Source organism: Zunongwangia mangrovi, assembly GCF_900112105.1.
GTDB lineage: Bacteria > Bacteroidota > Bacteroidia > Flavobacteriales > Flavobacteriaceae > Zunongwangia > Zunongwangia mangrovi.
In genome coordinates, this window is sequence record NZ_FOKV01000002.1 from 179,082 (window position 1) to 205,814 (window position 26,733).

General features: G+C 36.1%; 26 protein-coding genes, 2 tRNA genes and 1 riboswitch. Of the genes, 11 read left to right on the top strand and 17 right to left on the bottom strand.

From position 1 onward, the window contains the following. Positions 1–53: 53 nt before the first annotated feature. The 7 genes from tsaD to BM201_RS07015 all read left to right on the top strand — a co-directional run bounded on the left by tsaD (position 54) and on the right by BM201_RS07015 (position 5,910). Entirely contained in the window at positions 54–1,073 is a 1,020-nt protein-coding gene (tsaD, locus tag BM201_RS06985) for a tRNA (adenosine(37)-N6)-threonylcarbamoyltransferase complex transferase subunit TsaD (RefSeq protein WP_245758595.1), read from the top strand. Positions 1,074–1,075: 2 nt separating this feature from the next. Continuing rightward, positions 1,076–1,789: a 16S rRNA (uracil(1498)-N(3))-methyltransferase gene (locus tag BM201_RS06990; RefSeq protein ID WP_092540998.1), complete on the top strand. Its 714-nt coding sequence runs from the start codon at positions 1,076–1,078 to the stop codon at positions 1,787–1,789. 5 nt (positions 1,790–1,794) lie between these two features. Then, complete coding sequence (locus tag BM201_RS06995) at positions 1,795–2,442, top strand: DUF4159 domain-containing protein (RefSeq protein ID WP_092541000.1); 648 nt, start codon at positions 1,795–1,797, stop codon at positions 2,440–2,442. Continuing rightward, complete coding sequence (locus BM201_RS07000) at positions 2,426–2,950, top strand: TrmH family RNA methyltransferase (protein WP_245758596.1); 525 nt, start codon at positions 2,426–2,428, stop codon at positions 2,948–2,950. Before BM201_RS06995 ends, BM201_RS07000 begins: the two co-directional genes overlap by 17 nt. Positions 2,951–2,974: 24 nt before the next feature. Continuing rightward, entirely contained in the window at positions 2,975–4,063 is a 1,089-nt protein-coding gene (locus BM201_RS07005; RefSeq protein ID WP_092541004.1) for an AI-2E family transporter, read from the top strand. Between the two features lie 10 nt (positions 4,064–4,073). After that, positions 4,074–5,249, top strand: coding sequence for a THUMP-like domain-containing protein (locus BM201_RS07010; RefSeq protein WP_092541006.1), 1,176 nt, complete (start codon positions 4,074–4,076; stop codon positions 5,247–5,249). A 64-nt stretch (positions 5,250–5,313) separates the two neighbouring features. After that, positions 5,314–5,910: a hypothetical protein gene (locus BM201_RS07015; protein WP_092541008.1), complete on the top strand. Its 597-nt coding sequence runs from the start codon at positions 5,314–5,316 to the stop codon at positions 5,908–5,910. Here the strand turns inward: BM201_RS07015 and BM201_RS07020 are convergent. The 5 genes from BM201_RS07020 to BM201_RS07040 form a co-directional block, all read right to left on the bottom strand. After that, the gene (locus BM201_RS07020) at positions 5,907–7,181 is read right to left on the bottom strand and encodes a flexirubin biosynthesis putative acyl-CoA ligase FlxY (protein WP_092541010.1); all 1,275 of its coding nucleotides are present in this window, start codon (positions 7,179–7,181) and stop codon (positions 5,907–5,909) included. The genes BM201_RS07015 and BM201_RS07020 overlap by 4 nt on opposite strands. Further along, the gene (locus tag BM201_RS07025; RefSeq protein ID WP_092541012.1) at positions 7,182–8,837 is read right to left on the bottom strand and encodes a C45 family autoproteolytic acyltransferase/hydrolase; all 1,656 of its coding nucleotides are present in this window, start codon (positions 8,835–8,837) and stop codon (positions 7,182–7,184) included. Position 8,838: 1 nt separating this feature from the next. Then, positions 8,839–11,817 (bottom strand): MMPL family transporter, encoded by a 2,979-nt coding sequence (locus tag BM201_RS07030; RefSeq protein WP_092541014.1) that lies wholly within the window; start codon positions 11,815–11,817, stop codon positions 8,839–8,841. After that, positions 11,818–13,023: a DUF2062 domain-containing protein gene (locus tag BM201_RS07035; protein ID WP_092541016.1), complete on the bottom strand. Its 1,206-nt coding sequence runs from the start codon at positions 13,021–13,023 to the stop codon at positions 11,818–11,820. Positions 13,024–13,100: 77 nt separating this feature from the next. Continuing rightward, complete coding sequence (locus tag BM201_RS07040; RefSeq protein ID WP_092541018.1) at positions 13,101–13,466, bottom strand: ApeI family dehydratase; 366 nt, start codon at positions 13,464–13,466, stop codon at positions 13,101–13,103. A 233-nt stretch (positions 13,467–13,699) separates the two neighbouring features. Then, a riboswitch (Fluoride riboswitch) is annotated at positions 13,700–13,764 on the top strand. 37 nt (positions 13,765–13,801) lie between these two features. On the opposite strand from BM201_RS07040, the gene BM201_RS07045 reads away from it, so the two are divergent. Continuing rightward, the gene (locus BM201_RS07045) at positions 13,802–15,121 is read left to right on the top strand and encodes a voltage-gated chloride channel family protein (RefSeq protein WP_092541020.1); all 1,320 of its coding nucleotides are present in this window, start codon (positions 13,802–13,804) and stop codon (positions 15,119–15,121) included. Between the two features lie 15 nt (positions 15,122–15,136). Here the strand turns inward: BM201_RS07045 and BM201_RS07050 are convergent, their stop codons facing one another. From BM201_RS07050 to BM201_RS07105, 12 genes are all read right to left on the bottom strand, one after another. Next, positions 15,137–15,760 (bottom strand): flexirubin biosynthesis/transport protein LolA2, encoded by a 624-nt coding sequence (locus tag BM201_RS07050; protein ID WP_175486997.1) that lies wholly within the window; start codon positions 15,758–15,760, stop codon positions 15,137–15,139. Further along, positions 15,747–16,517, bottom strand: coding sequence for a polysaccharide deacetylase family protein (locus BM201_RS07055; RefSeq protein WP_245758597.1), 771 nt, complete (start codon positions 16,515–16,517; stop codon positions 15,747–15,749). The genes BM201_RS07050 and BM201_RS07055 overlap by 14 nt, the downstream gene beginning before the upstream one ends. Beyond that, positions 16,514–17,578: a beta-ketoacyl synthase chain length factor gene (locus tag BM201_RS07060; RefSeq protein WP_245758598.1), complete on the bottom strand. Its 1,065-nt coding sequence runs from the start codon at positions 17,576–17,578 to the stop codon at positions 16,514–16,516. Before BM201_RS07060 ends, BM201_RS07055 begins: the two co-directional genes overlap by 4 nt. Beyond that, positions 17,571–18,752, bottom strand: a complete 1,182-nt coding sequence (locus BM201_RS07065) for a beta-ketoacyl-[acyl-carrier-protein] synthase family protein (protein WP_092541026.1) — start codon at positions 18,750–18,752, stop codon at positions 17,571–17,573. The genes BM201_RS07060 and BM201_RS07065 overlap by 8 nt, the downstream gene beginning before the upstream one ends. Positions 18,753–18,766: 14 nt before the next feature. Further along, positions 18,767–19,024, bottom strand: coding sequence for a phosphopantetheine-binding protein (locus BM201_RS07070; protein WP_013072188.1), 258 nt, complete (start codon positions 19,022–19,024; stop codon positions 18,767–18,769). Further along, entirely contained in the window at positions 19,017–19,613 is a 597-nt protein-coding gene (locus BM201_RS07075) for a 3-oxoacyl-ACP synthase (RefSeq protein WP_092541028.1), read from the bottom strand. The genes BM201_RS07070 and BM201_RS07075 overlap by 8 nt, the downstream gene beginning before the upstream one ends. Next, positions 19,606–20,760, bottom strand: coding sequence for a beta-ketoacyl-[acyl-carrier-protein] synthase family protein (locus BM201_RS07080; protein ID WP_092541540.1), 1,155 nt, complete (start codon positions 20,758–20,760; stop codon positions 19,606–19,608). Before BM201_RS07080 ends, BM201_RS07075 begins: the two co-directional genes overlap by 8 nt. Next, complete coding sequence (locus BM201_RS07085; protein WP_092541030.1) at positions 20,760–21,176, bottom strand: acyl-CoA thioesterase; 417 nt, start codon at positions 21,174–21,176, stop codon at positions 20,760–20,762. Before BM201_RS07085 ends, BM201_RS07080 begins: the two co-directional genes overlap by 1 nt. 81 nt (positions 21,177–21,257) lie before the next feature. After that, a complete protein-coding gene (locus tag BM201_RS07090) occupies positions 21,258–21,707 on the bottom strand; it encodes a hotdog family protein (protein WP_092541032.1) in 450 nt (149 codons plus the stop codon). A gap of 9 nt (positions 21,708–21,716) precedes the next feature. Beyond that, the gene (locus BM201_RS07095) at positions 21,717–22,595 is read right to left on the bottom strand and encodes an LpxL/LpxP family acyltransferase (RefSeq protein ID WP_092541034.1); all 879 of its coding nucleotides are present in this window, start codon (positions 22,593–22,595) and stop codon (positions 21,717–21,719) included. A gap of 3 nt (positions 22,596–22,598) precedes the next feature. Next, a complete protein-coding gene (fabG, locus tag BM201_RS07100) occupies positions 22,599–23,330 on the bottom strand; it encodes a flexirubin biosynthesis SDR family reductase FlxB (protein ID WP_092541036.1) in 732 nt (243 codons plus the stop codon). Beyond that, a complete protein-coding gene (locus BM201_RS07105) occupies positions 23,327–24,865 on the bottom strand; it encodes a flexirubin biosynthesis tyrosine ammonia-lyase FlxA (RefSeq protein ID WP_092541038.1) in 1,539 nt (512 codons plus the stop codon). Before BM201_RS07105 ends, fabG begins: the two co-directional genes overlap by 4 nt. Positions 24,866–25,041: 176 nt before the next feature. Between BM201_RS07105 and BM201_RS07110 the strand changes: the two genes are divergently transcribed. The 3 genes from BM201_RS07110 (at position 25,042) to BM201_RS07120 (ending at position 26,631) form a co-directional block, all read left to right on the top strand. Next, positions 25,042–26,265, top strand: coding sequence for an NAD(P)/FAD-dependent oxidoreductase (locus BM201_RS07110; RefSeq protein ID WP_092541040.1), 1,224 nt, complete (start codon positions 25,042–25,044; stop codon positions 26,263–26,265). A 175-nt stretch (positions 26,266–26,440) separates the two neighbouring features. Then, a tRNA-Ser gene (locus tag BM201_RS07115) sits at positions 26,441–26,522 on the top strand. Between the two features lie 34 nt (positions 26,523–26,556). Next, positions 26,557–26,631: transfer RNA gene (locus tag BM201_RS07120), tRNA-Pro, on the top strand. Positions 26,632–26,733: the final 102 nt, after the last annotated feature.

Consider the following 26,733-nt stretch of genomic DNA (forward strand, 5'->3'; position numbering starts at 1 on the left):
TTTATGTTTTAACTTTGTATCCTATTAATTAAAATATGCCCAATAAACCGCAAATGGCTGAAGATATCTATATTCTAGGAATAGAATCCTCTTGTGACGACACTGCTGCTGCTGTACTTTGCAACGGCAAAATACGATCTAATATTGTAGCCACCCAAAAAGTACACCAACAATATGGTGGTGTTGTTCCAGAACTTGCTTCCAGAGCGCATCAACAAAATATTGTTCCTGTGATTCACCAGGCCATTGCGAACGCAAATATCGGTAAAAAAGATATATCTGCAATCGCTTTTACAAGAGGTCCGGGACTTATGGGATCTTTACTTGTTGGAACTTCTTTTGCTAAAAGTTTATCAATGGGCCTGGGCATTCCTCTTATCGAAGTAAACCACATGCAGGCGCATATTCTAGCGCATTTTATTGAAGAAGATGGTTTTAAAAAACCAGAATTTCCTCTCCTGGCGATGACCATTAGTGGTGGCCATACTCAAATTGTAAAAGTGAATGATTATTTTACAATGGAAGTTATCGGCGAAACCATGGACGATGCCGTTGGAGAAGCTTTTGATAAGAGCGCTAAAATTCTTGGTTTACCTTATCCCGGCGGACCGTTAATCGATAAATATGCTAGGGAAGGTGACCCAAAAGCTTTTAAATTTCCAAAACCAAAGGTTGGCGGATTAGATTTTAGTTTCAGTGGATTTAAAACGGCGGTGCTTTATTTTGTTGAAAAACAAACCAAAGAAGATCCAGATTTTATCGAAAAGAACCTTAAAGACATCTGCGCATCTATCCAATATACCATCGTAGAAATATTAATGGATAAACTTAAAAAAGCGGTAAAGGAAACCGGTATCAAACAAGTGGCAATTGGCGGCGGAGTTTCAGCCAATAGCGGAATTAGAAATGCGCTTTACGATGCTGAAAGAAGATACAAATGGCAGTGTTTTATCCCGAAATTTGAATATACTACAGATAACGCAGCCATGATTGCGATTGCAGGGCATTATAAATATCTAAAACAGGAATTTTCAGATTTTTCTACAACCGCACAGGCACGATATAAAATTTAAGCATGCAGCTATTTTTTCAGACAGATATCGACGAATCTACTCAGCAAATTATTTTCAGTAGAGAAGAAAGTAAGCATATCGTAAAAGTTTTACGCCGTACTGAAGGTGCTTTACTAAAGGTCACCAATGGTAAAGGCTTGTTGTTTACTGCACAAATTATCACTGCAGATATAAAACAATGTGTCGCTAAAATTATTGATACTGAAAAAGAAGCTCGACCTAATTACTGGTTGCATTTGGCAGTAGCACCTACCAAAATGAACAACCGTTACGAATGGTTTTTAGAAAAAGCTACAGAAATTGGTATCGACGAAATCACACCAGTGATCTGTGATCATTCTGAACGTAAAGTGGTAAAACTCGATCGCTATGAACGAGTGCTACAAAGCGCCATGAAACAATCTTTGCATTTTAGAATGCCTAAATTGAATGAACCGGTAAGCTTTTCAGATTTTATAAATAAAGATATTAATGCTGAAAAATTTATTGCACATTGCGAAGAAGACCAGCCAAGGATCTTGCTTCAAAATGCTGCAGCAGCACTAACCGACACCTTAATTTTAATTGGTCCTGAAGGTGATTTTTCTCCTGAAGAAATAAAATTGGCTTTAGAAAATGATTTTTCTCCGGTAAGTTTAGGCACAAGCCGTTTACGTACCGAAACTGCTGCCATTGTAGCCTGCCATACCATAAACCTAATCAACGAAACCGAATAAACTATATGCTAAAAAAGTGCATTTTTATCTTTATTTTTAGTTTTGGGATTCAGCAAGTTGCTGCACAAAAGATCGCACTTTTAAAGTATAAAGGTGGTGGCGATTGGTATGCTAATCCTACTGCATTACCTAATCTTATCGATTTTTGTAATAAAAATATTGACACCCGTTTAGATCAAAAACCGGTTACTGTAAACCCTGGAGGTCCTGAAATTTTTATGTATCCTTTTGTTCACATGACGGGGCACGGAAATGTGATCTTTTCTGAAAGTGAAGCTGAAAATCTAAGAAACTATCTTTTAGGCGGCGGTTTTTTACATATCGATGATAATTATGGGATGCGAGAATATTTAATTTCAGCATTGAACAATGTTTTTCCAGAAAAAGAATTACAAGAACTACCTACTTCTCACCCAATTTTTCATTCTCAATTTGAGTTTAGCCAGGGATTGCCTAAAATCCACGAACACGATGCAAAACGGCCACAGGCTTTTGGGATTTTTGCTGAAGGTAGATTAGTTTTGCTCTTTACTTTTGAAAGTGATTTGGGAGACGGTTGGGAGAATGAAGAAGTTCATCACGATCCTGAAGAAGTACGATTAAAAGCCTTAAAAATGGGTGCTAATATTATCAAATATGCCTTTGAAAACTGATATGCAACTTGATCATTCTCAAAATAAATTCAGTAATAAAAAATTTCCGGTAACGCTTATCCTGGATCATATCTCTGGAGAAGCAAATATTGGAAGTATCTTCAGATTAAGCGATGCTTTTCATGTTGAAGAGATCATTTTCTGCGGAATTGAACCAAATTTAAACAGCAACCGATTAAAGAAAACTTCAAGAAGCACGCACGATTATGTCGATTTTCGGTATTTGGAAGATTCAGCAGCAATTGTTCGTCAAAAAAAGGCTGAAGGCTATAAAATAATTGCCCTCGAAATTACACAAAATAGCATTCCGCTTCAGAAATTACAATTACAAACTTCAGAAAAAATAGTGCTAATTGCCGGACACGAAAATTTTGGCATTTCAGAAGAAATCTTAGATCTATGCGACCAAACCGTGCACATTCCTATGTTTGGAAATAACAGCAGCATGAATGTGGCGCAATCGATAGGAATTTCTCTTTACGAAATCACAAAAAGCTTGATTCCTTAATTTAGAAAATCCTATATTTAGCCTGTGAATGCTAAAGAACTTTCTTACGGAATTTTAAGGGCTGCGGGTATCGCACTGGGAATCATACTTTTGCTATTTTTCCTTTACGAAATCCAGTCGGTTATTGTATACATCGCTGTTGCGGCCATTATCTCGCTAATCGGGAGACCGGTGGTGATCTTTCTTCGCCAACGTTTAAAAATCCCCAATCAAATAGCTGTTGTGATCGTTTTGCTATTGGTTTTGGCAATTTTTGTGGGCATAATTTTCGTTTTTGTCCCAATTGTTATAGAGCAAAGTCAGTATTTAGGTCGAATCGATATCGAAGCATTTAAAAGTGATCTTAACGATCTTAACGCTCAAATCAATGCATATTTGGGTGTCGAGGAGATTAATATTATAGAAAGTCTAAAGCAAAGTCAGTTTGTTCGCAGTCTCGATGTTAGCCTTATTCCTAAGTTTTTAAATAATGTCTTCGGAATTCTAGGTGCGACGATCGTTGCATTATTTTCAGTAATTTTTATTTCATTTTTTCTTCTGAAAGACAGCAAATTAATGCTGAACAGTATTTTAGTATTCGCCAACCGCGGAAAAGAGCAAAAATTTGTTCGTGTTTTCAACAAAATTAAGATTCTGCTTTCCAGATATTTTGTGGGGTTAACTATGCAAATCACTGTATTATTTATTTTATACATGATCTTGCTTACCCTTTTTGAAATAAACAATCCTGTGGCGATCGCATTTATTTGTGCTTTTTTGAATCTTGTTCCTTATTTAGGACCCGTTTTCGCAGGAATTTTAATGGCATTATTTGTAATATCCAGCAATTTGGGAGCCGATTTTCAGGCGATCATTTTACCAAAATTGATCTATGTAATGCTGGGATATGCGATTTGCCAGGTGATCGATAACCTTATTTCACAGCCTATGATCTTTGGTGCAAGTGTGAAATCTCATCCTTTAGAAATCTTCCTGATCATTCTTATTGCCGGATTAGTGTTTGGAGTTGTGGGGATGGTTATAGCGGTTCCGGTTTATACTGCGATAAAAGTTATTGCCAAAGAATCTTTAAGCGATTACAAGATCGTAAAAAGACTGACGAGAGATCTCTAATTTCAGCTTTATGAACACCGAACTTTTACAGCCCGAAGTTCAGGAATTTGTAGCGAAGAACTTAAAGGCAGATGTTTCTGCTTTGGTTTTAAAAGGCAGTCCTTTTCCTAAAATCACTGCTGCTGAACTTGCCACTCAAATCGCCGGTAGAAAAACAGCTGAGAGAAAACTGCCCGTATGGTTCGAAAATCAGCATATTATTTATCCTCCAAAATTAAATTTAGAGCAGACTTCTTCTCAAATTACTGCGGAATATAAAGCCTCTTTAGTTTCAGGAGAAAACCTGGTAGATCTTACTGGTGGTTTTGGTATCGATAGCTATTTCTTTTCTAAAAATACTAAAAACGTCGTCTACAACGAATTAAATACTGATTTAGCTGAAATCGTTCAGCACAATTTTAAAGCACTAAAAATCGATAATATTGAAGTGAATTCTGGAGATGGTCTCGCATTTTTAGAAGCTACAGCAGTAAAATTCGATTGGATCTATTTAGATCCCGCAAGACGGGACGATCATGGTGGTAAAGTTTTTCGGCTAGCGGATTGCACACCAGATGTTGTTGAAATTTTGCCATTATTATTCGAAAAATCAGATAATATTTTAATAAAAACTTCTCCTCTACTCGATTTGAAATTAGGCATTTCAGAACTTGATTTTGTAACTGAAATTCATGTTGTCGCTGTAGAGAATGAGGTGAAAGAATTGCTGTGGATTTTAAAGAAAGATAGTACTTCAGCAGTAAATATTATTTCAAAAAACTTCAGCAAAAAAGGGAATCAAAGCTTCGAGACATTTTTAGATGAGAATCAAAATATAGATTTTAGCTTACCGCAAAATTATCTTTATGAGCCTAATTCTGCAATCATGAAAACTCAGCTTTTTGGGCAACTGACAAAAGATTTTGAGGTAAATAAACTTCATCAAAACTCTCATCTATTTACTTCAGAAGAGAATATAAACTTCCCGGGAAGAAAATTTAAAATAACTGGTATACTGAATTTTGGATCTAAAGAATTAAAGAAAAAATTTAAGTCGAAAAAAGCTAATATCAGCACGCGAAATTTCCCCATTGATGTAGAAAATATTCGGAAAAAACTAAAGATCAAAGACGGTGGTAAGAATTATTTATTTTTCACTACAAATCTTAAAGAAGAAAAGATCGTATTGGTTTGTGAGAAAGTATAAGAAGAAAATGCAAAAATTCACGCAACCTTTTTCTTTCTTTTTCATCTAACATAAAACCAATTAGATGAAGATAAAATTACTCTTTCTGTTTTTAGCCCTAACAGTTTCTACTTATGCGCAAAAACCTGCAGCACGTATATTCTATGGATTTTCTGATGCTGAACTTTTAGAGAATGAAGAATTAGATGGTTCCCCAGCCAACGATATAGAAAACCATTATGAATTTGGTGCTGAACTCTCTATTCCGCTGAGCAAAAAAATTAGTTTGATCGCCGGACTTACGTATTCTAAAACTACTATAAAAATACAGAATGTATTTTATTACAACGAAATCAACAATAAATCATCTATGCCCCATTTTAGGTATAATGATTTAGAAATTTTATCCATTCCTATTCTTCTGGAATTTAACTTTTGGAACTATTTCTTCCTAAATGCAGGCCCAGTTTTAAGTTTTGAACTAAACGATCCAGATATTGAATACTCTCAAAACGGAATTGGCTATCATTTAGGTTTTGGCGGTCAATATAATGTTGGAGACTTCTTTATTTTTGCCAATCCGTATTTTAAACAATTTGCCACTATAGACTTTAAAGATGAAATGTTAGATTACAATTTAAGTCAGTTTGGAGCGCATATAGGGATTGGTTATCAATTTTAGATCGATCGCAGATCATGGAAAATAATTGGCTTTCTGCTTTCTTTCGGAAATTTTTTCTGAAATAAAGCTGAAGCCGATATTTGCTGAATTTCAAGCTTAATTTGTAATTGGTCTCGTAATTTTAATTGAATTTCCAAAGGACTTAATTTAACTTCCTCTGAAATTTTCAAGATCACTAGATCATTGCCAAATTCATCATTTTTGGCTTCAATAATATAATCTGAAATTTCTAACGCATTCATCGCTTCCTGAATATGTTGTGGATAAAGCGAAGTACCTTTTATTTTCAGCATCTGCTTTTTACGGCCAATTATAGCACCAATCCTGGCGGAACTTCTACCGCAAATGCAATTTCCTTCAATTTTCATGAGCATATCTCCTGTGGCATACCGAATTAAAGGCATACTTTCTACCTGTAACGGAGTAACCACCAACTCTCCTACTTCACCATTTTCAACGGGCTTTCCGGATTCGTCAAGGATTTCAGTATAGATAAGATTCGGTAAAATATGATTGCCTTTATGCAAATCACATTCTGTAAAGGCTGTAGCCATTTCCGTAGAAGCATAAGTTGAAAACAGCTCTATCTCCCATAATTCCCGGATTCTTTTTCGTAAAGCCGAATCTTCCAAATTTTCATTCAGCAATGATTCACCAATACAAATCACACCTTTTACAGAAGAGTTCTTATAATCGATATTATGTTGCCGGGCATAATCGATTAGTTTCAGCAAAAACGAAGGTACGGCGACTAAAAATTTAGGTTTAAAACGATGAATACTGTCCCATTGCAAACCGGGCAATCCGCTGCCAGTCCTTATTACCCCGGCGCCAAGTTTTCGTAAACCTAAATAATAGGCCATCCCGGCCATAAATCGGCGATCTAGCGTAGTTGTGATTTGCACCACATCATTTTTGGTTACTCCGGCAATCTTAAAAGATTCGTATTCGTTATAGGTTAAACGCTGTAAATCGGCCTCATTAAGCATAAAATTTATCGGATTCCCTAAAGTTCCAGACGTAGTTACATGATCGATAACCTCCGTATAATCTACCGCTAAAAAATCTAAATTATGAAGTTGAAGATCTTCCTTAGTCGTAATCGGAATTCGACGAAAATCGGTTTCATTTTTTATTGCTGAAATATCGATCGCATTCTCAATAAAAATCTGCTTGTAAAATGGCGAATTTTGGGAAGCGTAATCCAAATGCTGTTTTACCAATTGCCACTGTTCTTGTTGCGATATTTCTGGAGAAAGAAAGTCTTTCATTTAAAGTTTTCTATACGATTTTTTCAGTAATTTCTTAAGATGCTCTTTTTCTGGCAAAGTTGATATTTCACGGCGCAAGGCCTGCTTAAAATCGATAATGGCTTTTTTATAATTGCCCTCGCGATAGTAATATTGCCCACTTAAATAATAAGCCTGCCAAAAATAAGGATTTAACTGCTTTAAAGCTTCGGCATCATCGGGATTAATTGGATTTTCATGTTCTAAATCCTGAACAAAGCTTTCCCTTATTTTTCGATATTCTTCGTAATTTTTATAGTTTTTTGTTTGTAAAAAATCGGATTCAGGAATTATCTCTTCAGCATTCATCACACTTCCGCTAACACTTCCTTTTTCAAATTCAGCAAAAACATTATCCAAATCATAGGAAATAAAAGCTCCCATTTGATACGGATTTGCAGATAACCACACTTTCTTTTCTTCAGGTTTAAAAACGATACCGTGATGCGCTAATAATTGATTAATTGCTTTTTCATTTCCGTAGCCAATGTTTTCTCCATCTAATCCTCTTCTATTTCGTAGAATTTCAACAGCTTTTTGCGGATTCAATTTATCGGCTTCAGAAACAAGCTCTGTCATGCGCTCATAACGATATTGCGAATGACTTTCTTTAATGGTTTTTTGATTTCTTTTATCATGCTGATATTCAGAACTCTGAAAGTGATTGCTACAAATTAACTGATCTGAATTCTCTACTTCGTAAACTCCGAAATTTTTTGGGCTGACTTCAATTAGAATCGCTTTATGATCTTTGGCACTTCCCACCATAATCGATTCTGAAACAAAAACCTCTCTCTTTTTCGCAATATCGATCGCCTCTTCTAAATTAGAAGCATGCTGAAGAATCTCTCTTGAAACCAACGTAATTGGATCTTTAGCCAACATCGGGATCTTAGATTTTCCGGCGTTAATAGTTACAGTAATTCCTTCTTCGTTCATTCCGCTAACCGCGCCAATCATCCCGCCCCAGGTGTACATCATGAATTTATGTCCGTTGTCCGGATTTACAAAAGCCACCATTTTTTGGTTGGAAAATTCGTCTCCTGCATAAAAATCGAAATTTCGACCTAAAAGCAACTCTCCATCTGCTGTTTTATCATCCCAGGCAGCAAAACTTGTACAACCTACGAGCATCAAATCCTGCAAGGCGTGACCGATATCGTGCGCCCCATGGAAATACAACATACGCAAATAAGCCGGCGCAAATTCATCGTATTTTGTGAGTCCGAATCTCGAAACTCCGTAAATTTCCTGTTTATACTCTTCAGGAACATACAAATACATTTTACGATTAAACCAGGAAACGAGTTTTTTTAAGAAGTTTCTATAGCCTTCAGAAGGAACCATTTCGTTGATCTTTCCCATAAAAGCATTTTCCTGATGATGAATTAGATCCTGAGTTAAAGCTCCATTAGCTAAGCCGAGTTCCAATGCATCTCCTTCAATATAAAGTTCCCAAACACCGTATTTATTCTGAAATAGATTGTTTTTTCCTAAAGAATAATGAGTATCGCTAATTTTTGTACGAACGGTATCAACTTCAGAAATTCCGGCAACATTGGGCAAATCCTGATAAGATTTTTTAATTCCGCAGGAAGAAAGAAAAACTAAAATAAAAAGTATGAAAAACTTCTTCATGCTATTCTTTTTCAAACACTAAAATTCCGCTTTGGCGATAGGTAATTTCAAAATTCGCGTCCAGCAGCCATTGCGTATTTAGGGTTTTGTGAAGTACAATTACCTTTTTTCCAAATCTATTGATCACCTGCTTAATTTCGTTCAGATCATTTATTTCGTGATCTGGAATGATAAAAGTAGAACAGGTCTTAGCCGCATCAATTTCAGTAGAAAAATGTAAATTTTCATGTTTACTACGGAAACAATTTCTGGCGATTTCAATAGATTCTGAAGTTTCGTAACCCGTAATATTTGAATTCGGATTGATATAACTCAGATAAATCGGAAACACCCCAATTCCTGAATAAAAAAAGAATACACATTCCCCTTTTTCAATAAAATTAGAAACACGCAAATAGGGTTCTTTTTTTTCAGTAAACTCAGCTTTCGCTTCACTGTAAACCGGCTTATATCGATAATTATCCAACACCGCATCCTGATAATAAAGATCCTGTTTGTAATAAATTTTATTCCGAATAAAACTTCTAATTCGGCTAAATCTAAAAGGCGGTAAGCCCTTTTTACGCCGATTAATAAACAATATATTAAACAACCAAACCTGAAGCACAAATGCCACTAAAACCGCAGAAAACACACCAATTATCGAAACACTGGAAACCGATCGCAATGCCGGGTGTTTTGCAAAGATCAAAGCGCCAATTCCCAATAAGGTTGTGATCACAGAAATCAAGATCGATGTTTGGTAAGTTTTAAGTTCGCTTTTCCCGGTTTGATATTCTTTAAGGCAGGCGTTGGTAATAAAAATGCTATAATCTAAGCCTAAACCAAAAACAAAGGTCGAAATAATAATATTCAGAATATTGAATTCGATCGCCAAAGCGCCCATAATTCCCAGCGCAATTATCCAGGTAATCCCGATTGGCAATAGCGTTAATAGACTAATTTCTAAATTTTGATAGGAAATTAAAAGAATAACAAAAACGGCTAAAATCGATAAACCAATAAGCTGATTAAAATCGTTTTTTAAATTGCCTAAAAATCCTTCGTTAATTCGCTCGCGATCGATAATCAAAGTATTGTCGAGATTATCGAATGCTGCTGTAAATTCTTGCGATGGCAATTCTCCCAAATTTACCGTTGTTGTCACCGTTGCAAAATCTTCACTTATCGAAATAAAGTCGTTTAAATAAAGGTTTGTGGTGTTTTGGTAATCATCTAATTGTAGGTTTTCGAAGTCTTTATCCAGTAAATCATAAAAATCCTGAAAACTCTCTGGCTTAAAGCCATATTGTGCAGATTCTGACAGGATTTTATTTTTAATTGCTGAAGTATCTTTAGAATTCCAGAAATCTTTCCATTGCTGAATCTTCTGGTTTTGTGTTTGTGTCGATAACACCACACCACCAATGCTACTGTAAGAGTTTAACTCTGCTTTTTCGTTAACAGATTTTAAATTCTGGTAAACTTTAGAATTTTCCAGAAGCGCCTGGTCGATAGAGTTTCCGTAGCTAACCAAATACAAAGTTTTACCGCTACTATTGGCGATATTCTGTATTTTTTGTTCGGCTTTTTTAATGGAATCAGGCTGAAAATTGATCTCACTCAGATCATTATTGAAGTTCACTTTCGTGAAAAAAAACAGTCCGAAAACAAACAATATCACCACACTAAAAAACAGCGGTTTAATTTTAAAGAACTGAACACCCGCTAACTTGTCAAGAAAGGTGTTTTTGGGTGCTTCTCCAATTCGTCTTCCGTAGAGAATAGGAATAAGTAATAATGCCAGAAAAGCAGCAATAATTACACTAATTGCGGCAAACATCCCTAAATCGTTTAGCGCTTCACTATTTACAAATAACAGGCATAAAAAAGCAATTGCCGTAGTGAAACTGCTCATTAAGATCGGTCTTGTAACTTCTTTATAAAGCTGAGAAACATCGTGATTATTACGATAATGCGTTAGAATATGCAATCCATAATCGAGTGTGATTCCCAGTAAAATCGAACCAATCCCAATTGATATCGCAGAAATACTTCCTTTAAAAATATACAATATCGCTATTGCGGTAACCGCTGCAATGATTCCGGGGATAAAAAGTATTAGCGGAACATAGACCTTTCGGTAAAAAAAGATTAGTAAAATCAACAATATCGAGATTGCAATACTAATTGTGATTTGTACATCTTTTTTAATCTGATTGGCATTGGCCAGTGAATATAAGACTCCGCCAAAAAAGTCACCTTCAACCGTATTGAATTCAGTATTTAATTGCTGCTGAATTTCTCTAAGATCGGCTATAAACTGGTTGTTTTTATTGGTTTCTGAAGCCGGTAAAGTTGGCGTGATAAAAAGTAGCAGGTGCTTTTTATCTTTAGTGAGCAAATAATTATTATACAGCAAATAATTATCGCCAATCTGAAGTTCTCGCAATTTTTCGAGCCCTATTGGTCCTAAACTAAGCGGATCCTGGAAAATAAAATTTTTGGTAACGATCCCGGTTGGAGAAATTATGCTTCGGTAATCTTCTTTTATTTGCTTTGAAATTGCAGAATCTGAAAGCTTTTTTTCAATTTCAGCATAATCGGCTTCATTCAGAAATAAAGGTAAATTCTGATAAACGAAATTGTAAATTTCACGCACCCCTTCATCTGCAATTTCACCTTGAATGTTTTCAACAAAATCAGGTAAGTTGGTATTTACAGAATCTATAAAACGTTCAGCATAAGAAATTAGTTCCTGCGGCTGCTTTTCTTCCGAAGAAATCGTAACGACAATTTTATCTGAAAATTCGGTTTCCTTTAAAATCCGTTTTAAAACATCCTGATTTTTCCGAGAAGGGATTAATCCGGTTACATCTTCTTCTAATTCAACCTTTGAAGCTAAAAATCCAACTCCCGCAACAAATGCTAATAATAGCAATATGCCCGGCAATTTATTCTGCTGAAAAAAACGATAGGATTTTAAAAAGAAATGATGCATTTAGGATTTGATGATCTGCTTTTTATTCAAAACCGAAAATAACAAATAAAACACAATCCAAACCAGTATCGACGCACTAATTGCCAGAATCAAACTCCCTAAAATGTATTGTCCTAATCCAAGAAAAACATCTGTGGTAGAGCCAATACTTTGTAATTTTAATGTCCAATCCCAGCCTTCGCCCATAGCCAGTGAACCTATCTGGAAACTTACATAAACGATTGCCGGAATAAAAGGCGGTATACTTATATTGGAAAATAAAAAGGCTGTAACCTTATTTACTTTTAAAAGTGCAGCTAAAACGAAAACCAGAAAAGTATGTATTCCCCAAAATGGCGATAAGCCCACAAAAATACCAATAGCAATAGCTGAGGCTTTTTTCACCGGACTTTCACTACTCTTTAAAATATCTTCTTTCCAGAATTTCTTAAAGCCCTTTTGTTTAAAATCGCGATATTTATTGCGAGGATGAATCCACAAAAAACTTACCAGCACAAACCACATGTACAACAAAACGATCCTTACAATATCCCAAAACGGGCGGAAATGACTTACACGATTCTTTTCGTCATAAAGTACTTTTATCGGTACATTTTTCACATCGATCTTACGCCAAGTGGCTTTAACTATGGTTTCAATTTCAAACTCGAACTTCCAGGTATAAAAAGTAATGGAGTTCATCACTTTTAATGGATATAATCGATATCCACTTTGGGTATCGTGAAGCTGAAATCCTGTAACCACGAGATACCAATAGCTCGAAAAATCATTTCCGGTAGCGCTAACATCAGGAACACCATCGCTTCCCATATTTCGATCTCCAATAAGTAAGACTTCCTTATCTTTAGGCTTTCGCTTTTCTAATTCAGATAAGAAAACGTCAAGATCGTCTGGATAATGCTGCCCATCTGAATCTATGGTAATCACATAATCGTAACCCAGTTCTTCAGCGATCTTAAAACCTTTTTTAAGCGCCTGACCCTTGCCTTTATTTTTACTGAAATTACGGACTTCAATTTGCTTGAAGTTCTGAAGAATTTGTTTGGTACTATCGGTACTTCCGTCGTTTAAAACAAGGATCTGATCTGTGTACACTAAAAGATCTTCTAATACTGAAGCTAAAGTGCCTTCATTATTATAAGTAGGAACTAAAACACAGCAATTTAAAGCTTTAAATCGGTTTTGATAGATACCGGAAGTTTCCAAGTCTCAATTTTTTGTGCTGCAAAAATATCAAATATTAGCACCTTCGCATAAGAATGTGTAAATAAGAAAATCGAATTTTAAACAACTTTATATAAAGCGCTGAATTTTAAAGCTAAAGCTTCATTTTGTCTTGCCACACCACGTACTTTTATTAAATCATCTTCCACGCTAATTTTAGACTCTAAAACCAGATGATCACAAGTATTAGGATCTACAACGGCCATAAATTTTACATTACTGGCATTTTTCAGCGCCAAGCTTTTACCTGTTCTACGCTCTGCCTCTTCCTTAAATAATTGCATTAAAATAACTCCCGGAGTTACCGGTCTGTCAGGAAAATGTCCTTCATATAAAGGATGTGTTTTCTCTATAGAAATTTTGGTGGTAAACGTATCTTCCTGTTCTGAAGATTCTAAGACCGTATAAAAATCTTTAAGCAGCATAAAGGGGATTTGAAAAGGCAAAATACATAAATAAGATGAATATCATAGTTTTTTATCTAATATTCAATGTTTCATTGGCACCGCCAAAAGCTATGATATCTATAGGTTTGCCTCGAAATTAAATATTTAATATCAACAAATACCTTATGGGCTTGCCTAAAGGTATTTTACTATAAGACTTTATATAAATGATGAAAAAATTGCCACTTTTTCCATTTTAGCTATCTTTGTTGAAGAAATACGGCAATGAGGTCTGCCTTAAACCGTTCCACCTGGAGCTAATGACATCTACCTTTAATGGCTTATGCCAGTGTAGTATCATTAATTTAAGGCAAATGGATAAAACAAAAATCAAAAACTTTCTTTTCTCATTTCAATTCTTACCCTCTGTAATTTATTTAGGGAAATGGATATTGATCTGCTTGGTGTTAGGTGCCGTAGCAGGTAGTATTTCTGCATTTTTTCTGTGGAGTTTAAATTGGGCTACAGATTGGCGAGAATCTCATCTTTGGATCATTGCTTTGCTTCCGGTTGGAGGTTTTATAGTTGGTCTTTCTTATCATTTATATGGTAATAGTGTCGTTAAAGGAAATAATCTTTTATTAGAGGAATTTCATTCTCCCAAAAAGATCATTCCTTTTAGAATGGCACCTTTAGTACTTTTTGGTACCGTTGTAACACATTTTTTTGGTGGATCTGCTGGTCGTGAAGGTACTGCTGTACAAATTGGTGGTGCAGTCGCAGATCGTTTTACGGGTATTCTTAAATTATCGAATAGAGATCGAAAAATTGTATTAATTGCTGGTATAAGTGCAGGATTTGCTTCAGTTTTTGGAACTCCTTTAGCCGGTGGTATTTTTGCCTTAGAGGTACTGGTTTTAGGCCGTATTCGCTTAGATGCCATTATCCCAAGTTTTATGGCAGCTGTTTTTGCTAATTACTTCTGTGAGATCTGGGGAATCGCGCATACGCATTATCATATCGAATCTATCGTCGAAATGACTCCGATTAATCTACTTTGGTCTCTTTTAGCCGGAATTCTTTTTGGTCTTGCAGCGATGTTGTTTTCTAAATCGACTCATTTTTGGAGTAGCCTTTTTAAAAATAAAATTAACTATCCTCCGTTTCGACCAGTTATTGGCGGAGTGGTGATCGCCATTGCGGTATATTGCATTGGCACCACAAAATATATAGGACTGGGAGTTCCTACCATTGTTGACGCATTTAATATCGATCTAAATTCTTATGATTTCCTGGTAAAGATCTTATTTACTTCATTTACACTAGGAGCCGGATTTAAAGGTGGTGAAGTAACGCCACTATTTTATATAGGAGCAACTTTAGGCAATGCGTTAATTTGGTTTATTCCGTTGCCAATGGACCTTTTGGCCGGGATGGGATTTGTAGCGGTATTTGCCGGTGCGACCAATACACCAATTGCCTGTACCATTATGGGAATCGAACTTTTTGGGATAGAATCTGGTGTTTTTATTGCAATTGCCTGTTCTACGGCATACTTATTTTCTGGACATTCTGGTGTGTATTCTTCACAGATTATTGGAAGTCCCAAAACAGATTTATTTTCTAAAGAAAAGGGATTAAGTCTATCTGAAATCGAAGCTAATCGCGCAAAGAAAGAAAGTGAAGCTAAGTAAGTTTCAGTATAAAAATTAAGGTTGAAAAACAGAAGCTTTAATAGGTGTATTCATTTTCCAGTTCTTAAAACTAATAAGCGTATAATCCTCTCCAGATTCCTGAAGCTTTACAGATTGTAGCATTTTGTCTTCAGAAAAACGCATGATCACTTTTTCAAACATATCGGCCATGCTCTTATCTTTTGGGGTAATTACAGCTTCTATATGATCATTTTTCTTTAGATACTCTACATCAAAATTCGCATCATCTTTTAGAATTTTTCCATTAAGACTGCCGGTAATTAGATCACCAAGTTTCGCAAAAAGTTTATTAGAAGTCATATCCTGTTTGCTTTTTTGGCCGTCGTCATCGATATAAATAAAATTGTTTTTGAAAAGTAAAGAATATGGATATGGCATAGTATATTCCCATTTAATAACATCTGGAGATTGATAATAAATCCTACCATTAGAAGTTGTCTCGACATCCAACATTTTAATGACTTTGGTTTGCTCGAACTCACCATACAGACTTTTGGCCGATTCCATCTTCTCTGTAAGTTGTGATGCTGAAGATTTTAAACTTACACTGGTAAAATTATTCTGCTGAGCAAACATTCCTAAGCTCCAGAAAAACAGGATAAAACTAAATATACGCATGGATTCTAAATAATTGGTCTGGCCGTATTGCCTGATATTCATTCGCTTGTAGATGCATCAATAATTGTTCCAATATACGAGCGGTTTGCTCTTTGTTATCATGAAGTAAAATTACATCTCCCGGCTTCAATTTTCGTTTTACCCGGTTAAGAATCTTAGTTTCATCATTTAAAATCGCGTCGTAAGTTCTCAGATTCCAACCAATCACGTGATGTCCAGTATTTTGTAAAGCACGTTTTGTTTTTGGATTAATAATCCCGAACGGAGGCCTAAAGAAATACAGTTTTAAACCACTAATATCGTTCGCTATAATATCACAGGCATCAATTTCTCTCGCAAGACTTTTTGAAGAAAGAAAGCCCATTTTACGAGTATGAGAATAGGTATGATTCCCAATAATATGCCCATTTTCGATAATTTGCCTAACAACTTCTGGATGCTTTTCCATTTGAGTTCCAATACAGAAAAAGCAGGCTTTTGCATCATATTTATCTAATAGATTCAAGATCTTTGGAGTAATCTCTGTTGGGCCATCATCAAAAGTTAAGCAGACTTCCTTTTTGGGATGATCCTTTTGATGATGAAATCCTTTTACAAACACATTCCACCTTATATTAGTTGAAATTGTTATCAAAAAAATAGGATACAAGATCGCTAATATCGCCACAGGCCAAAGTGCTAAGCCGTTTATGCCGCAATACATCGCAAAAGCGATTAAAAAGATCCAGATAAAGAAAATTAGAATGCGGAATTTCAAAGACTTCGAAGCAAGGTTAAACTGTGATTTTTCCCAAGATACTGATTATAAATTAAAATAGATTTTGGTTGTTTTACCTCCAAATTATTTAATTTTAATTGCTGCGGAATTTCATTCCTTTTCAAGATTTCAGCCCCAAGCCAACAAGAATAAGCCGTTACCGTATTATAATCGCCAACCCAGTTCTTATAGCCTAACTGAAGTGTATTTTTAAATATCGTATCCTGAAGTTGATGATAATAATGATCAAATCTTTTATCACCATTATTTCCTAAAATCACGGCATCCAGATCTTCAGGTTTTAGATCGTTTTTCTTTAAAAACCAGCTGATTTCTTCCTCAAGTTTTTCTTCTGAAATTTCCCGGTAAATCATACAATCTGAAATTTCAGCAAATGAATCCTGAGTTCTAATTTCTGAAAGTAAAAAGAATGCAGCACCTTCTGAAGTTATCGTTCCGCCAGACTCAGATTGTAGAATTTCAGCAGTATTTATTTCTCCGGCTTTCAATTGCCCGTCCAGATTGTAAAAAGGCGTACTTGTTTTCGCCAGTTCATCTACACCACCAACCAAAACACATCGCGTATCTGGATCTTCAGCAAATTGAAGCTTAGCATCGATCAAAGCCGACTCGAACGAAACGCTATTTTGCGTATACGTCATATTATAACCGGTGCATTTTAGATCGAGTGCAATTTGCCCTCCCACCGTATTATGGGTACTCTGGATAAAAGCCGTTGGCGTTAAAAAGCTTTCATTTTCATCGAGAATATTCTCCAGAAACTTCTCGGTATCCTGCTTACAACCTTCACCAGTTCCCACGATAATACTATCGGGCACTTCTACCCCAGCCTCATTTAAAGCTTGCTTGGCTGCCACCAATCCCATTTTTATAGCCTTCGACATTCGGCGAAGCATCATGGGTTTGATATACTCTTTATAATTTACAATAGTTGCCGGAAATATATTTTGCTGAAAAGACTTCAAATTTCCCGCAAACAGATCTTCCTCAGTTTGTGCAGCTATGCTAGCCATCCCATTGATGTACATTTTTCTATCCATTTTTGCTGAATATTAAAGAGGTACAATTTCCGCCGAAACCAAAAGAATTTGATAACACATGATCGATTTTAGCCGATTTCAACTCGGTTACAGGTTCTAATTTTGTCTCGTTTATTACCGAATTAAAATTAAGATTGGGATAAATTTGCTGATGTTTTATCGCCAGTAAACTAAACACCGCTTCGATACCACCAGCCGCTGCAAGCGTATGCCCGGTAAAAGATTTTGTACTGCTCAAGGCCGGCATTTCTTTAAAAGTGCGAATTAAAGCTCTACTTTCAGAAAGGTCGTTATTCTGTGTTGCCGTGCCGTGTGCGTTGATATAATCGATTTGATGCGGATTGAATCTTGCAGTTTTTAAAGCTTTTTGCATCGCCAGATAAGCACCTTCGCCATTTTCTGAAGAAGCGGTTTGATGGAATGCATCGTTCGCATTTCCGTAACCCGAAACATAACCTAAAACCTCTTTATTTTCAGCTAATTCAGCCGATTCTAAAACTAAATATGCCGCAGCTTCGCCAAGATTTAATCCTTTTCTTTCAGCATCAAAAGGTTTCGGAAAATCTTCAGAATAGATCATTAAAGAATTAAAACCATTCAGCGTAAAACGAGAAAGACAATCTGTACCGCCAACGATCACGCGATCCAATCGACCAGATTTGATTAACCTGGCGCCCATCATAATTGCGTTGGCAGCAGACGAACATGCCGTGCTAATCGTCGTTACATAATTATTGATCCCAAAATAACTTGCAATTTGCTCGGTCGTAAAACCCGGGTGCTGCGCCTGAATAAATCTTCGATTGGTTGCATCGTTTTCGTATTCACGATAAAAACGTTCGGTCATATCCATCCCGCCAACACTAGTCCCATTCACAAAGCCAATATTCGTAAAATCCTTGATTTTAGCGTTTTTAACAGCTTCTTTTAAAGCTATAGTTCCCAATAGCGCCGCACGCGTGAATGCGTGACTTTCATCTAAATTCAAGTTTTTAGCAAGATCTATATTTGTAGCTTTTATCTCGCCAATAGGTAATTTTTGATGAGTCGTTTCTAAAATTTCAGGAGTCGAAAGTCCGTGTTTTCCATGAATAAGCGAGCTGTGATTTTCTTCAAGATCTTTTCCTATGGCAGAAAAAATACCCATTCCGGTTACAGCTACGCTCCTACTCATAAATAAGTTTTAGATTACTTAGTACGGTTCGCTTCAATAAAATCTGCCATTTTATTGATACTTTCAAAAATCTCACGGCCTTTTTTAGGATCGGTAAGTTTGATACCGTAATCTTTCTCCAGTAAAACGATAAGCTCTAAGGCATCGATTGAGTCAAGACCAAGACCGTCTCCAAAAAGCGGTTCATCATTTTCAATATCGCTCACCTCCATATCCTCAAGGTTTAGCTGCTCTATAATACTGGCTTTTAACTCGGTATGCAAATCAGTCATAATCGGCATCGTATATTTTGCGTATTTGTTCTTCAGAAGCTTCTTTTTTATGAGATTCTGAACTTAGCCACAAAAATACATCATATTCATCATTGTGCAAGTTTAACCAGGCACAAAGCACTTTATTTGCTTTTTTAGATTCGATTAACTGCTTAGAATAATCGATCAATAAATTTGCATTAAACTCATCTTCAATAAAAAAGACATTTTCACTTTTTAATTGATGCCGAATGCTAATCTCACCCAAAACAATATTTGGTAAGGTGTAAACAAAAAGCGACGGCGAAGGAAAATCCTTAACCGATTCCTGATAATTTTGATCGCTATCTAAACTTGAACTATTATTACTGAAAACCAAAGCCGTTTCCTCATCGATATTGTTGTTTTTCAGCACAATTTCTGAAGCGATGAATCCCAATTTAGAAAGCCTGTCCATTTTATGGAATTTGGGATATTTAATATTCAAGAACTTAAAAGAAGCCTTTAGAAATCGAGCAATATCAACTTCCGAAGAAAATATCACTTCGCCATCTAAAATGATTCTTTCATTTTTGATACGCACCCAATGCTCTACACCAAGATTAGCCATTTTCTCCTTCCTTTTTAAAAATCATCGCCAAATTACAGCCACCAAAACCCGAAGCTGTTTTTAAAACATAGTCCAGATTTATCGATTTTTGATATGCTGTAACCACATTTATTTTCGCGGAAACTCCATTTTCAGTGAAATTTAGGCTCGGATATATTTCACGGTTCAGCATCATGTGTTTGCATAAAATTGCTTCGATCAATGCCGAAGCACCCAATGTATGACCGTAATATCCTTTTACGCTATGAAGCGGAATTTCACCCAATTCACTTCTGGAAATTGCAATCGCTTCCATCTCATCATTGTAAAGTGTAGCTGTGCCGTGCGTGGAAATTGCTTTAATTGCTTCGGAAGAAATCTGAGCTTCTTTTAGCGAATTCTGAATGCTTTTATACAAACCTTCACCCGTTCGTGATGGTCCCGAAATATGATTTGCGTCGTTTGCTGAAGCATCGCCTACCAAGCTTATGTTAACCGAATTTTTCTTCGGAAGATCGCTCACCAGGATTGCTGCTGCAGCTTCGCCAAGATTAATCCCGGTTCGATCTTTTGAAAAAGGCTTGCAATCATTTTCACTAAGTGCCTGAAAAGAATTAAAGCCGGAAACAACGAATTTCGATAACATATCGCCACCAACTACGATGGCTTCTGAAAATTTCCCGGCATTGATCATTTTCTTAGCAACGGCCAATGCCAATCCACCCGAAATACAAGCGTTAGAAACTACAATTGGCTTCAGTTTAAAGCCAAAAAAATCTTTAACGATATTGCCCAAATTCGATAAAAATAGGCGCTCTTTTTTAAAGTCGGCCAAATCATCTAAAAGATGAACATTGCCTTTAGTTGTTGAAATTATGAGTCCGGTTTTATCTAAATCTAACTCCGGATTTTTATCTAAAACTCCCTGAACCGCCAGCAACATCATTTGCTCGAGCTTTGTAAAATCTTGCGGATTCCCGATTTCAGCAAAAGTTTCAGTCAGTATTTCTGAATTAACTATTCCCGCACAAATTGGAGTATCTAAAAAATCATTTTTATTAAGTTTCTGTAAACCGGTAGTTCCGCTTCGTAGATTTTCAAGATTTTTTGAAGTAGTAAATCCAAGCGGAGAAATTATGCAATCGTCATGTAAGTAAAGCTTCTTCATTAAATAAGCCCTATTTTCTTTTTCCAATCTAGAAAAAATGAAGGATTATTAAGCACTAATTCTCCATTTTTATCTGTAAAAACCTGCACCGTTTCACCGGTACAGATCAATTTATTGTCTTTAAAAATTCTATAATTATAAATGATCTTTGCCGCGTCTGTTGGAACAAATTTCGTTTCGACCGTAAATTCGTCACCATATTTTAAAGGCAGTTTATGCTCGCAAGAAGATTTTACAATAGGCGTAGCAAAACCGTTTGATTTGGCATCTAAATAAGAAATAGCGTTTTGCATACCAAAATCTTCACGACCTTCCTCAAAATACTGCAGATAATTACCATGCCATACAATTTGCAAGGAATCACACTCGCTAAAACGCACTTTCAGTTTGGTATGTATGCTTAACTTATTATTCATTTTTGAAAAATAATCGCATCAGAAAAGACGATGCTGAAAAGAATTTTGCTTCAAAAGATTCAATTAAAGCTAAATTATGGCTTAATCTACTGTTACGGTTTTCATTTCTGAAGTTGCTATCACCTGCTCGTTTTCATCTAAAGTTCTTGCCGTAACCAAAGTCACTTTCATTACTTCATGTAAGATTTCAACATGCGTGGTAAGCTGCTCACCTACCTTTGGTAACCTAAAAATTTCAACCGATTTAATAGCGCCAATAAAGCCTGTTTTCGGTTTGTCTAATCCGCCAATATAACCCTGATAACCACGATGAAGCGACATACTTTGCGCCATGTGTTCAATAAGACCAGGTTCAGAAAAGATACCGTTTTCTACCAAAATATTATCGGCCGGCACCAAAAATCCTGTAATTCCGGTAAGTTTAGTGTAATCGTGCAGTTTATCGACCATTACAAATGGCGGTTTCTGCGGAATTAGTTTTATGATCTCCTGTGGATCTAAAATTGGAGCTTCAAGTAATTTTTCTGCCATAAAAATTGTTTAGCTGAAATCGTTCCAATAGTCGTAAAAATTATACCACTGATGCGGATATTTTTTGACCATCTTTTCAAGATTTTCAAGATACGCTTTTAAAACTTCTTTGGGAGTATTTTTTTCAGGAATATAAGGCCTTGCATAGAAATGATAATGGAAATTTTTCTCTCGCATTATATGAACAAACAAGACAGGAATATCATTTCTTATCGCCAGTTTAAACGGCCCTTGCGGAAATTTTGCCTTAGCGCCCAGAAAATCAGCATTCCAAGTTTTAGCTTCTTCTAAATAACGATCTGCCGCAAAAACCAGTAATTCATTATTCTTTAGTGCCTGATTCATTTTAAAAATATGAGAAAGGTCTTTTTGTAGCACTATTATTTTAACAGCCGATTGGCCCGTAACCGATTCCATGTAATTTTTGATGTTCTCGTGTTCAAAATCACTAATCACCAAATTAATTACAGCGCTGGTATGCTTTTCGTCAAAAAAATGTTTTGCGAGATTAAAGTTACCAATATGCGCGGTAAGTAGAATTCCGCCTTTATTTAATTTTCGAAGATTTTCGATATGTTTTATACCATCAAATTCAAAAGTATATCGATCTTTCATTCCGGCTGTGATCACTACGCGATCTAACTGAACTTTGCCGTATTTAAAGTAAGTTTTGTAGACATTTATAAAAGCACTAAAACCAGAATAGTTTAATCTTCTGCGGAAATAATAGTACATACTTCGCGAAGAAGTTGGCGCAAAAATGAAGAAATACAGCGCAATAAAGATCAGTAGAAAATAAGCCGGATATAAACCGAAGCTTCGAATAATAAATACGTATATCCGAATCGTTAACAGCGTTCCGCGTGATTTTCCACTCCAGCCTGCCATGCTTTAAGAATATAAACCGCCGTTGATATTAATCACCTCTCCCGTGATGTAGGACGCTTTTTTTGAGGCCAGGAAACTAACCAGATCGGCAACTTCTTCAGCATCTCCAAATCGCTGTAACGGAATCATTTTTTTTAGCTCTTTTTCATCAAAATCGGCCGTCATATCTGAAGTTATAAATCCGGGAGCCACAGCATTTACGGTAACTTTTCGTTTCCCGATTTCCTGCGCTAAAGCTTTTGTTGCTGAAATTACCGCTCCTTTAGCCGCCGAATAATTTACCTGTCCGGGATTTCCTTTTACACCAGATAAAGAGACTATATTAATGATTCTGCCATATCTTTTTTGCAACATACTTTTTACAAATTGCTGCGTCACATTATAAAATCCGTTTAAAGATGTATTGATCACCGAATGCCAATCCTCTTCTCCCATCCACATAAATAAACCGTCTTTAGTGATTCCTGCATTATTCACGATCACTTCAACAACAGCTTCAGGATTCGATTTTTGCCAGTTTTCGAGGGAATTTTTGGTTGCTTCAGCATCAGCAATATCAAATTTCAACAAATCGCAGGTAACATCGCTTTCTTTAATAATTTTAGCAGTTGCTTCCGCAGCTTCAGTATTAGAATGATAATTCAATAAAATATGATAACCCAAATCTGCCGCTAATTTTATAGCGATGGCTTTTCCTATTCCGCGTGAACCTCCTGTTACTAAAGCGTATTTCATTTATAGATTTCGTTTTCTTTTAAAGACTTTGTAAAATCTTCTATTGTTGCATATAATGGAAAATCGTGCTGATCTTCCAATTCAATTTTATGCTGAAATTGTTTAAAAACAGCCTTCGTTTTTTCGCTAAAACTATCCAGATCGTCAATATATTTTATTCCCTGGATAATCGCCATCATTTCTACCGCAAGCACCTGGTACGCATTATCGATCACCGTTTTAGTAATGTTTGCTGAATTGGTTCCCATACTCACAATATCCTGATTATCATTATTATTCGGGATGCTATGCACATACATGCTATTTGACAGCGTTTGATTTTCAGCAGTGGTTGAAACCGCCGTAAACTGCGCGCCCTGCAATCCAAAATTGAGCCCCAATTTACCTAAATTCACAAAAGGCGGGAAAATTTCGTTCAGTTTGCTATTCAGAATATAATTTAATTGCCGCTCGGCCAACATCGATAATCGCGTGATCACGAGTTTTAATTTATCCATTTCAAGCGAAATAAAATCGCCGTGAAAATTTCCGCCGTGATAAACCATTTGCTTTTCTACGGAAACAATTGGATTGTCGTTAGCCGAATTTACTTCGTCCATCAAAATCTTTTCTGCGGAATTTATCGTATCCAACACCGGACCTAAAATCTGCGGAATGCAGCGCAAACTATAATATTCCTGAACTTTCTCTGAAAAAATTGATTCAGAATTTGACGAATCTCGATATAAATGATCCTGCCTGTTTTTAATACGTTGGCTATCCTTCAAATGATCTCGCATCATTTTAGCGATGCTATGCTGACTTTCATGCAATTTCGATGCATTCAATTCCGAAGAAAAATGATCGGAATAAGCTGAAACCAGTTCGTTCAACATTGAAGAACAACAAACCGACCATTCCAATAATCGCCGAGCATGAATCAAATTTACGATCCCAATCCCCGTCATTACTGAAGTTCCGTTGATCAACGCCAAACCTTCTCGCAATTTAATTTCGATAGGTTTGATATTCAATTCCTTTAAAACCGATTTTGTAGATTTTCGCTCGCCTTTATAAAAAACCTCTCCTTCACCAATCAAGACTAGGGCTAAATGCGCTAGCTGCACCAAATCGCCAGAAGCTCCTACTCCACCGTGTTCAAAAATAAGTGGTGTAATATCATGATTGATCAATTGCTGCATCGTTTCTAAAACCGAAATATTTACTCCGGAATATCCCAAAGAAAGCGTATTTAAACGTGCTAACATTGAAGCTTTTACGTATAAAAGATCGATAGGTTTCCCAGTTCCAGAAGCATGACTGCGAATAAGATTATATTGCAGTTGCAAACGATCTTCGTCTTTAATTCGGTATTGTGCCATAGGCCCAAAACCCGTATTTACACCATAAATCACCTTATCTTTCACAAATTCCTGTAGAAATTGAAATGATCTATCTGCTTTTTGAAGAATTTCATCGGAAATTTCAAGATTTTGGTTTTCAAATAAAACCTCTTTGAAATCACTTATTTTTAATGGAGCTTTGATGCTAAGCATAATGATTTGGTTAGGCGAAACCGCAATCGGTTCAGCCGCAAATGTAGTATATTTACTCGATAATCGAGATTTAATGAGCGCTTAGACGAATGTTCACAAATAGTGATTTACAGTTTTAAACTCAAAATCAGATTATTGAGAACGATTTTTAGAAATTCGAAAATTTCATTGAACGCATGAAAAGAGAATTTACCGATATTTTAATTATTGGCGCCGGGCCATCGGGAATGGTTTCTGCTGGTTATCTTCAGCAACATAATGTGCAACTAAAAGTGGTCGAAAAACAGCGATTTCCACGTTTTAGTATTGGTGAAAGTTTGATTCCGCGTTGCATGGATAATTTTGCGGAAGCCGGTTTATTGGAAACTATAGATAAGCATGGATTTCAGCGAAAATTTGGTGCTCGTTTTATCAAAAATGAGCTGGTAGGAGAATTCGATTTTAGTCAGAAATTCGGTGAAGGTTGGGATTGGACCTGGCAGGTTCCCAGAGCTGATTTTGACAATATTTTAGCTGAAGAAATAGCTTCACGTGGTGTAGATATTGCTTTTGAAACCGAAGTGATCGCGGCAGATTTCACTAAAGAAAATCCTGTTATTACTATTCAGCATAAAAACGGAGAACAAACTGAAATTGAAGCCAAATTTGTGATCGACAGCAGTGGTTTTGGCCGTCTTTTACCTAGATTATTAGATTTAGAGAAACCATCTAAACTAGAGTCGCATTCATCTATTTTTACTCATATCAAAGAAACAAATCGACCGGATGGCAAAGAAGGTGAATTGATCACTTTTGAGGTTTTAGAAACCGAAGTTTGGTTTTGGTATATTCCTTTTTCTAACGGAAAAACAAGTTTAGGTTTTGTGGCGCCAACAGCATGGTTTGATCAATTTGATGAGGATCCTAAGGTTGCTTTTAATCAAATGATCTCGAAACTGAATTATTATAATGGCAGATTTGATGATTATGAGCCAGAATTTATTCCGAAGAAAATAAAACATATCGCGAAAAGCGTAAAATCTCTCTACGGAAAGAATTTTGCTTTAACAGGAAATAGCGCCGAGTTTTTAGATCCCGTGTTTTCATCTGGTGTTAGTTTTGCAACAGAGTCGGGTTTAAAAGCAGCGAAATTAGCCTTAAAAGAATTAAATGGCGCAAATGTAGATTGGCAAGCAGAATATGAGGATTATATGAATGAAGGTATTGCCGTGTTTTCGAGTTACGTAAAAGATTGGTATAATGGTGATTTGCAGGATATTTTCTTTCATAGATCACCAAACCCAGAATTTAAGAAACAAATTTGTGCGGTTTTAGCGGGCTATGTATGGAATAAGGAGAATCCATTCGTAAAAAAACACAAACGTATTGTTGGATCTGTCGCTAAATTTATAAATCTATAAAATTATTAAATTTTTTATTTATTTTAAATAGTTGACTAGAAACAGATTAAACTGGAAATGCATTCAAGCCTCGAAATTATTGAGGAAAAAAGCTAAAAAAGGTTTGCAGGCTTCGTAAGTTTAAAGTAAGTTTGCAACCGCAAAAATGATTGCGACGTTCTTTTTAAAATTACTAGGAGAGGTGGCAGAGTGGTAATGCAGCAGCCTGCTAAGCTGTCATCCTTCGGGATGCCCGGGTTCGAATCCCGGTCTCTCCGCAAATCGCGTCCAAGTCGCGATCAATAAATAACTCGGGGTGTAGCGTAGCCCGGTCATCGCGCCTGCTTTGGGAGCAGGAGGTCGCAGGTTCGAATCCTGCCACCCCGACATAAGCCTTATAATTATCCAATTATAAGGCTTTTATTTTTTAAACAAAATGAGGCCTATGTATGGAACACAGTACCATAATATTCAAAAAAATCTCCTACC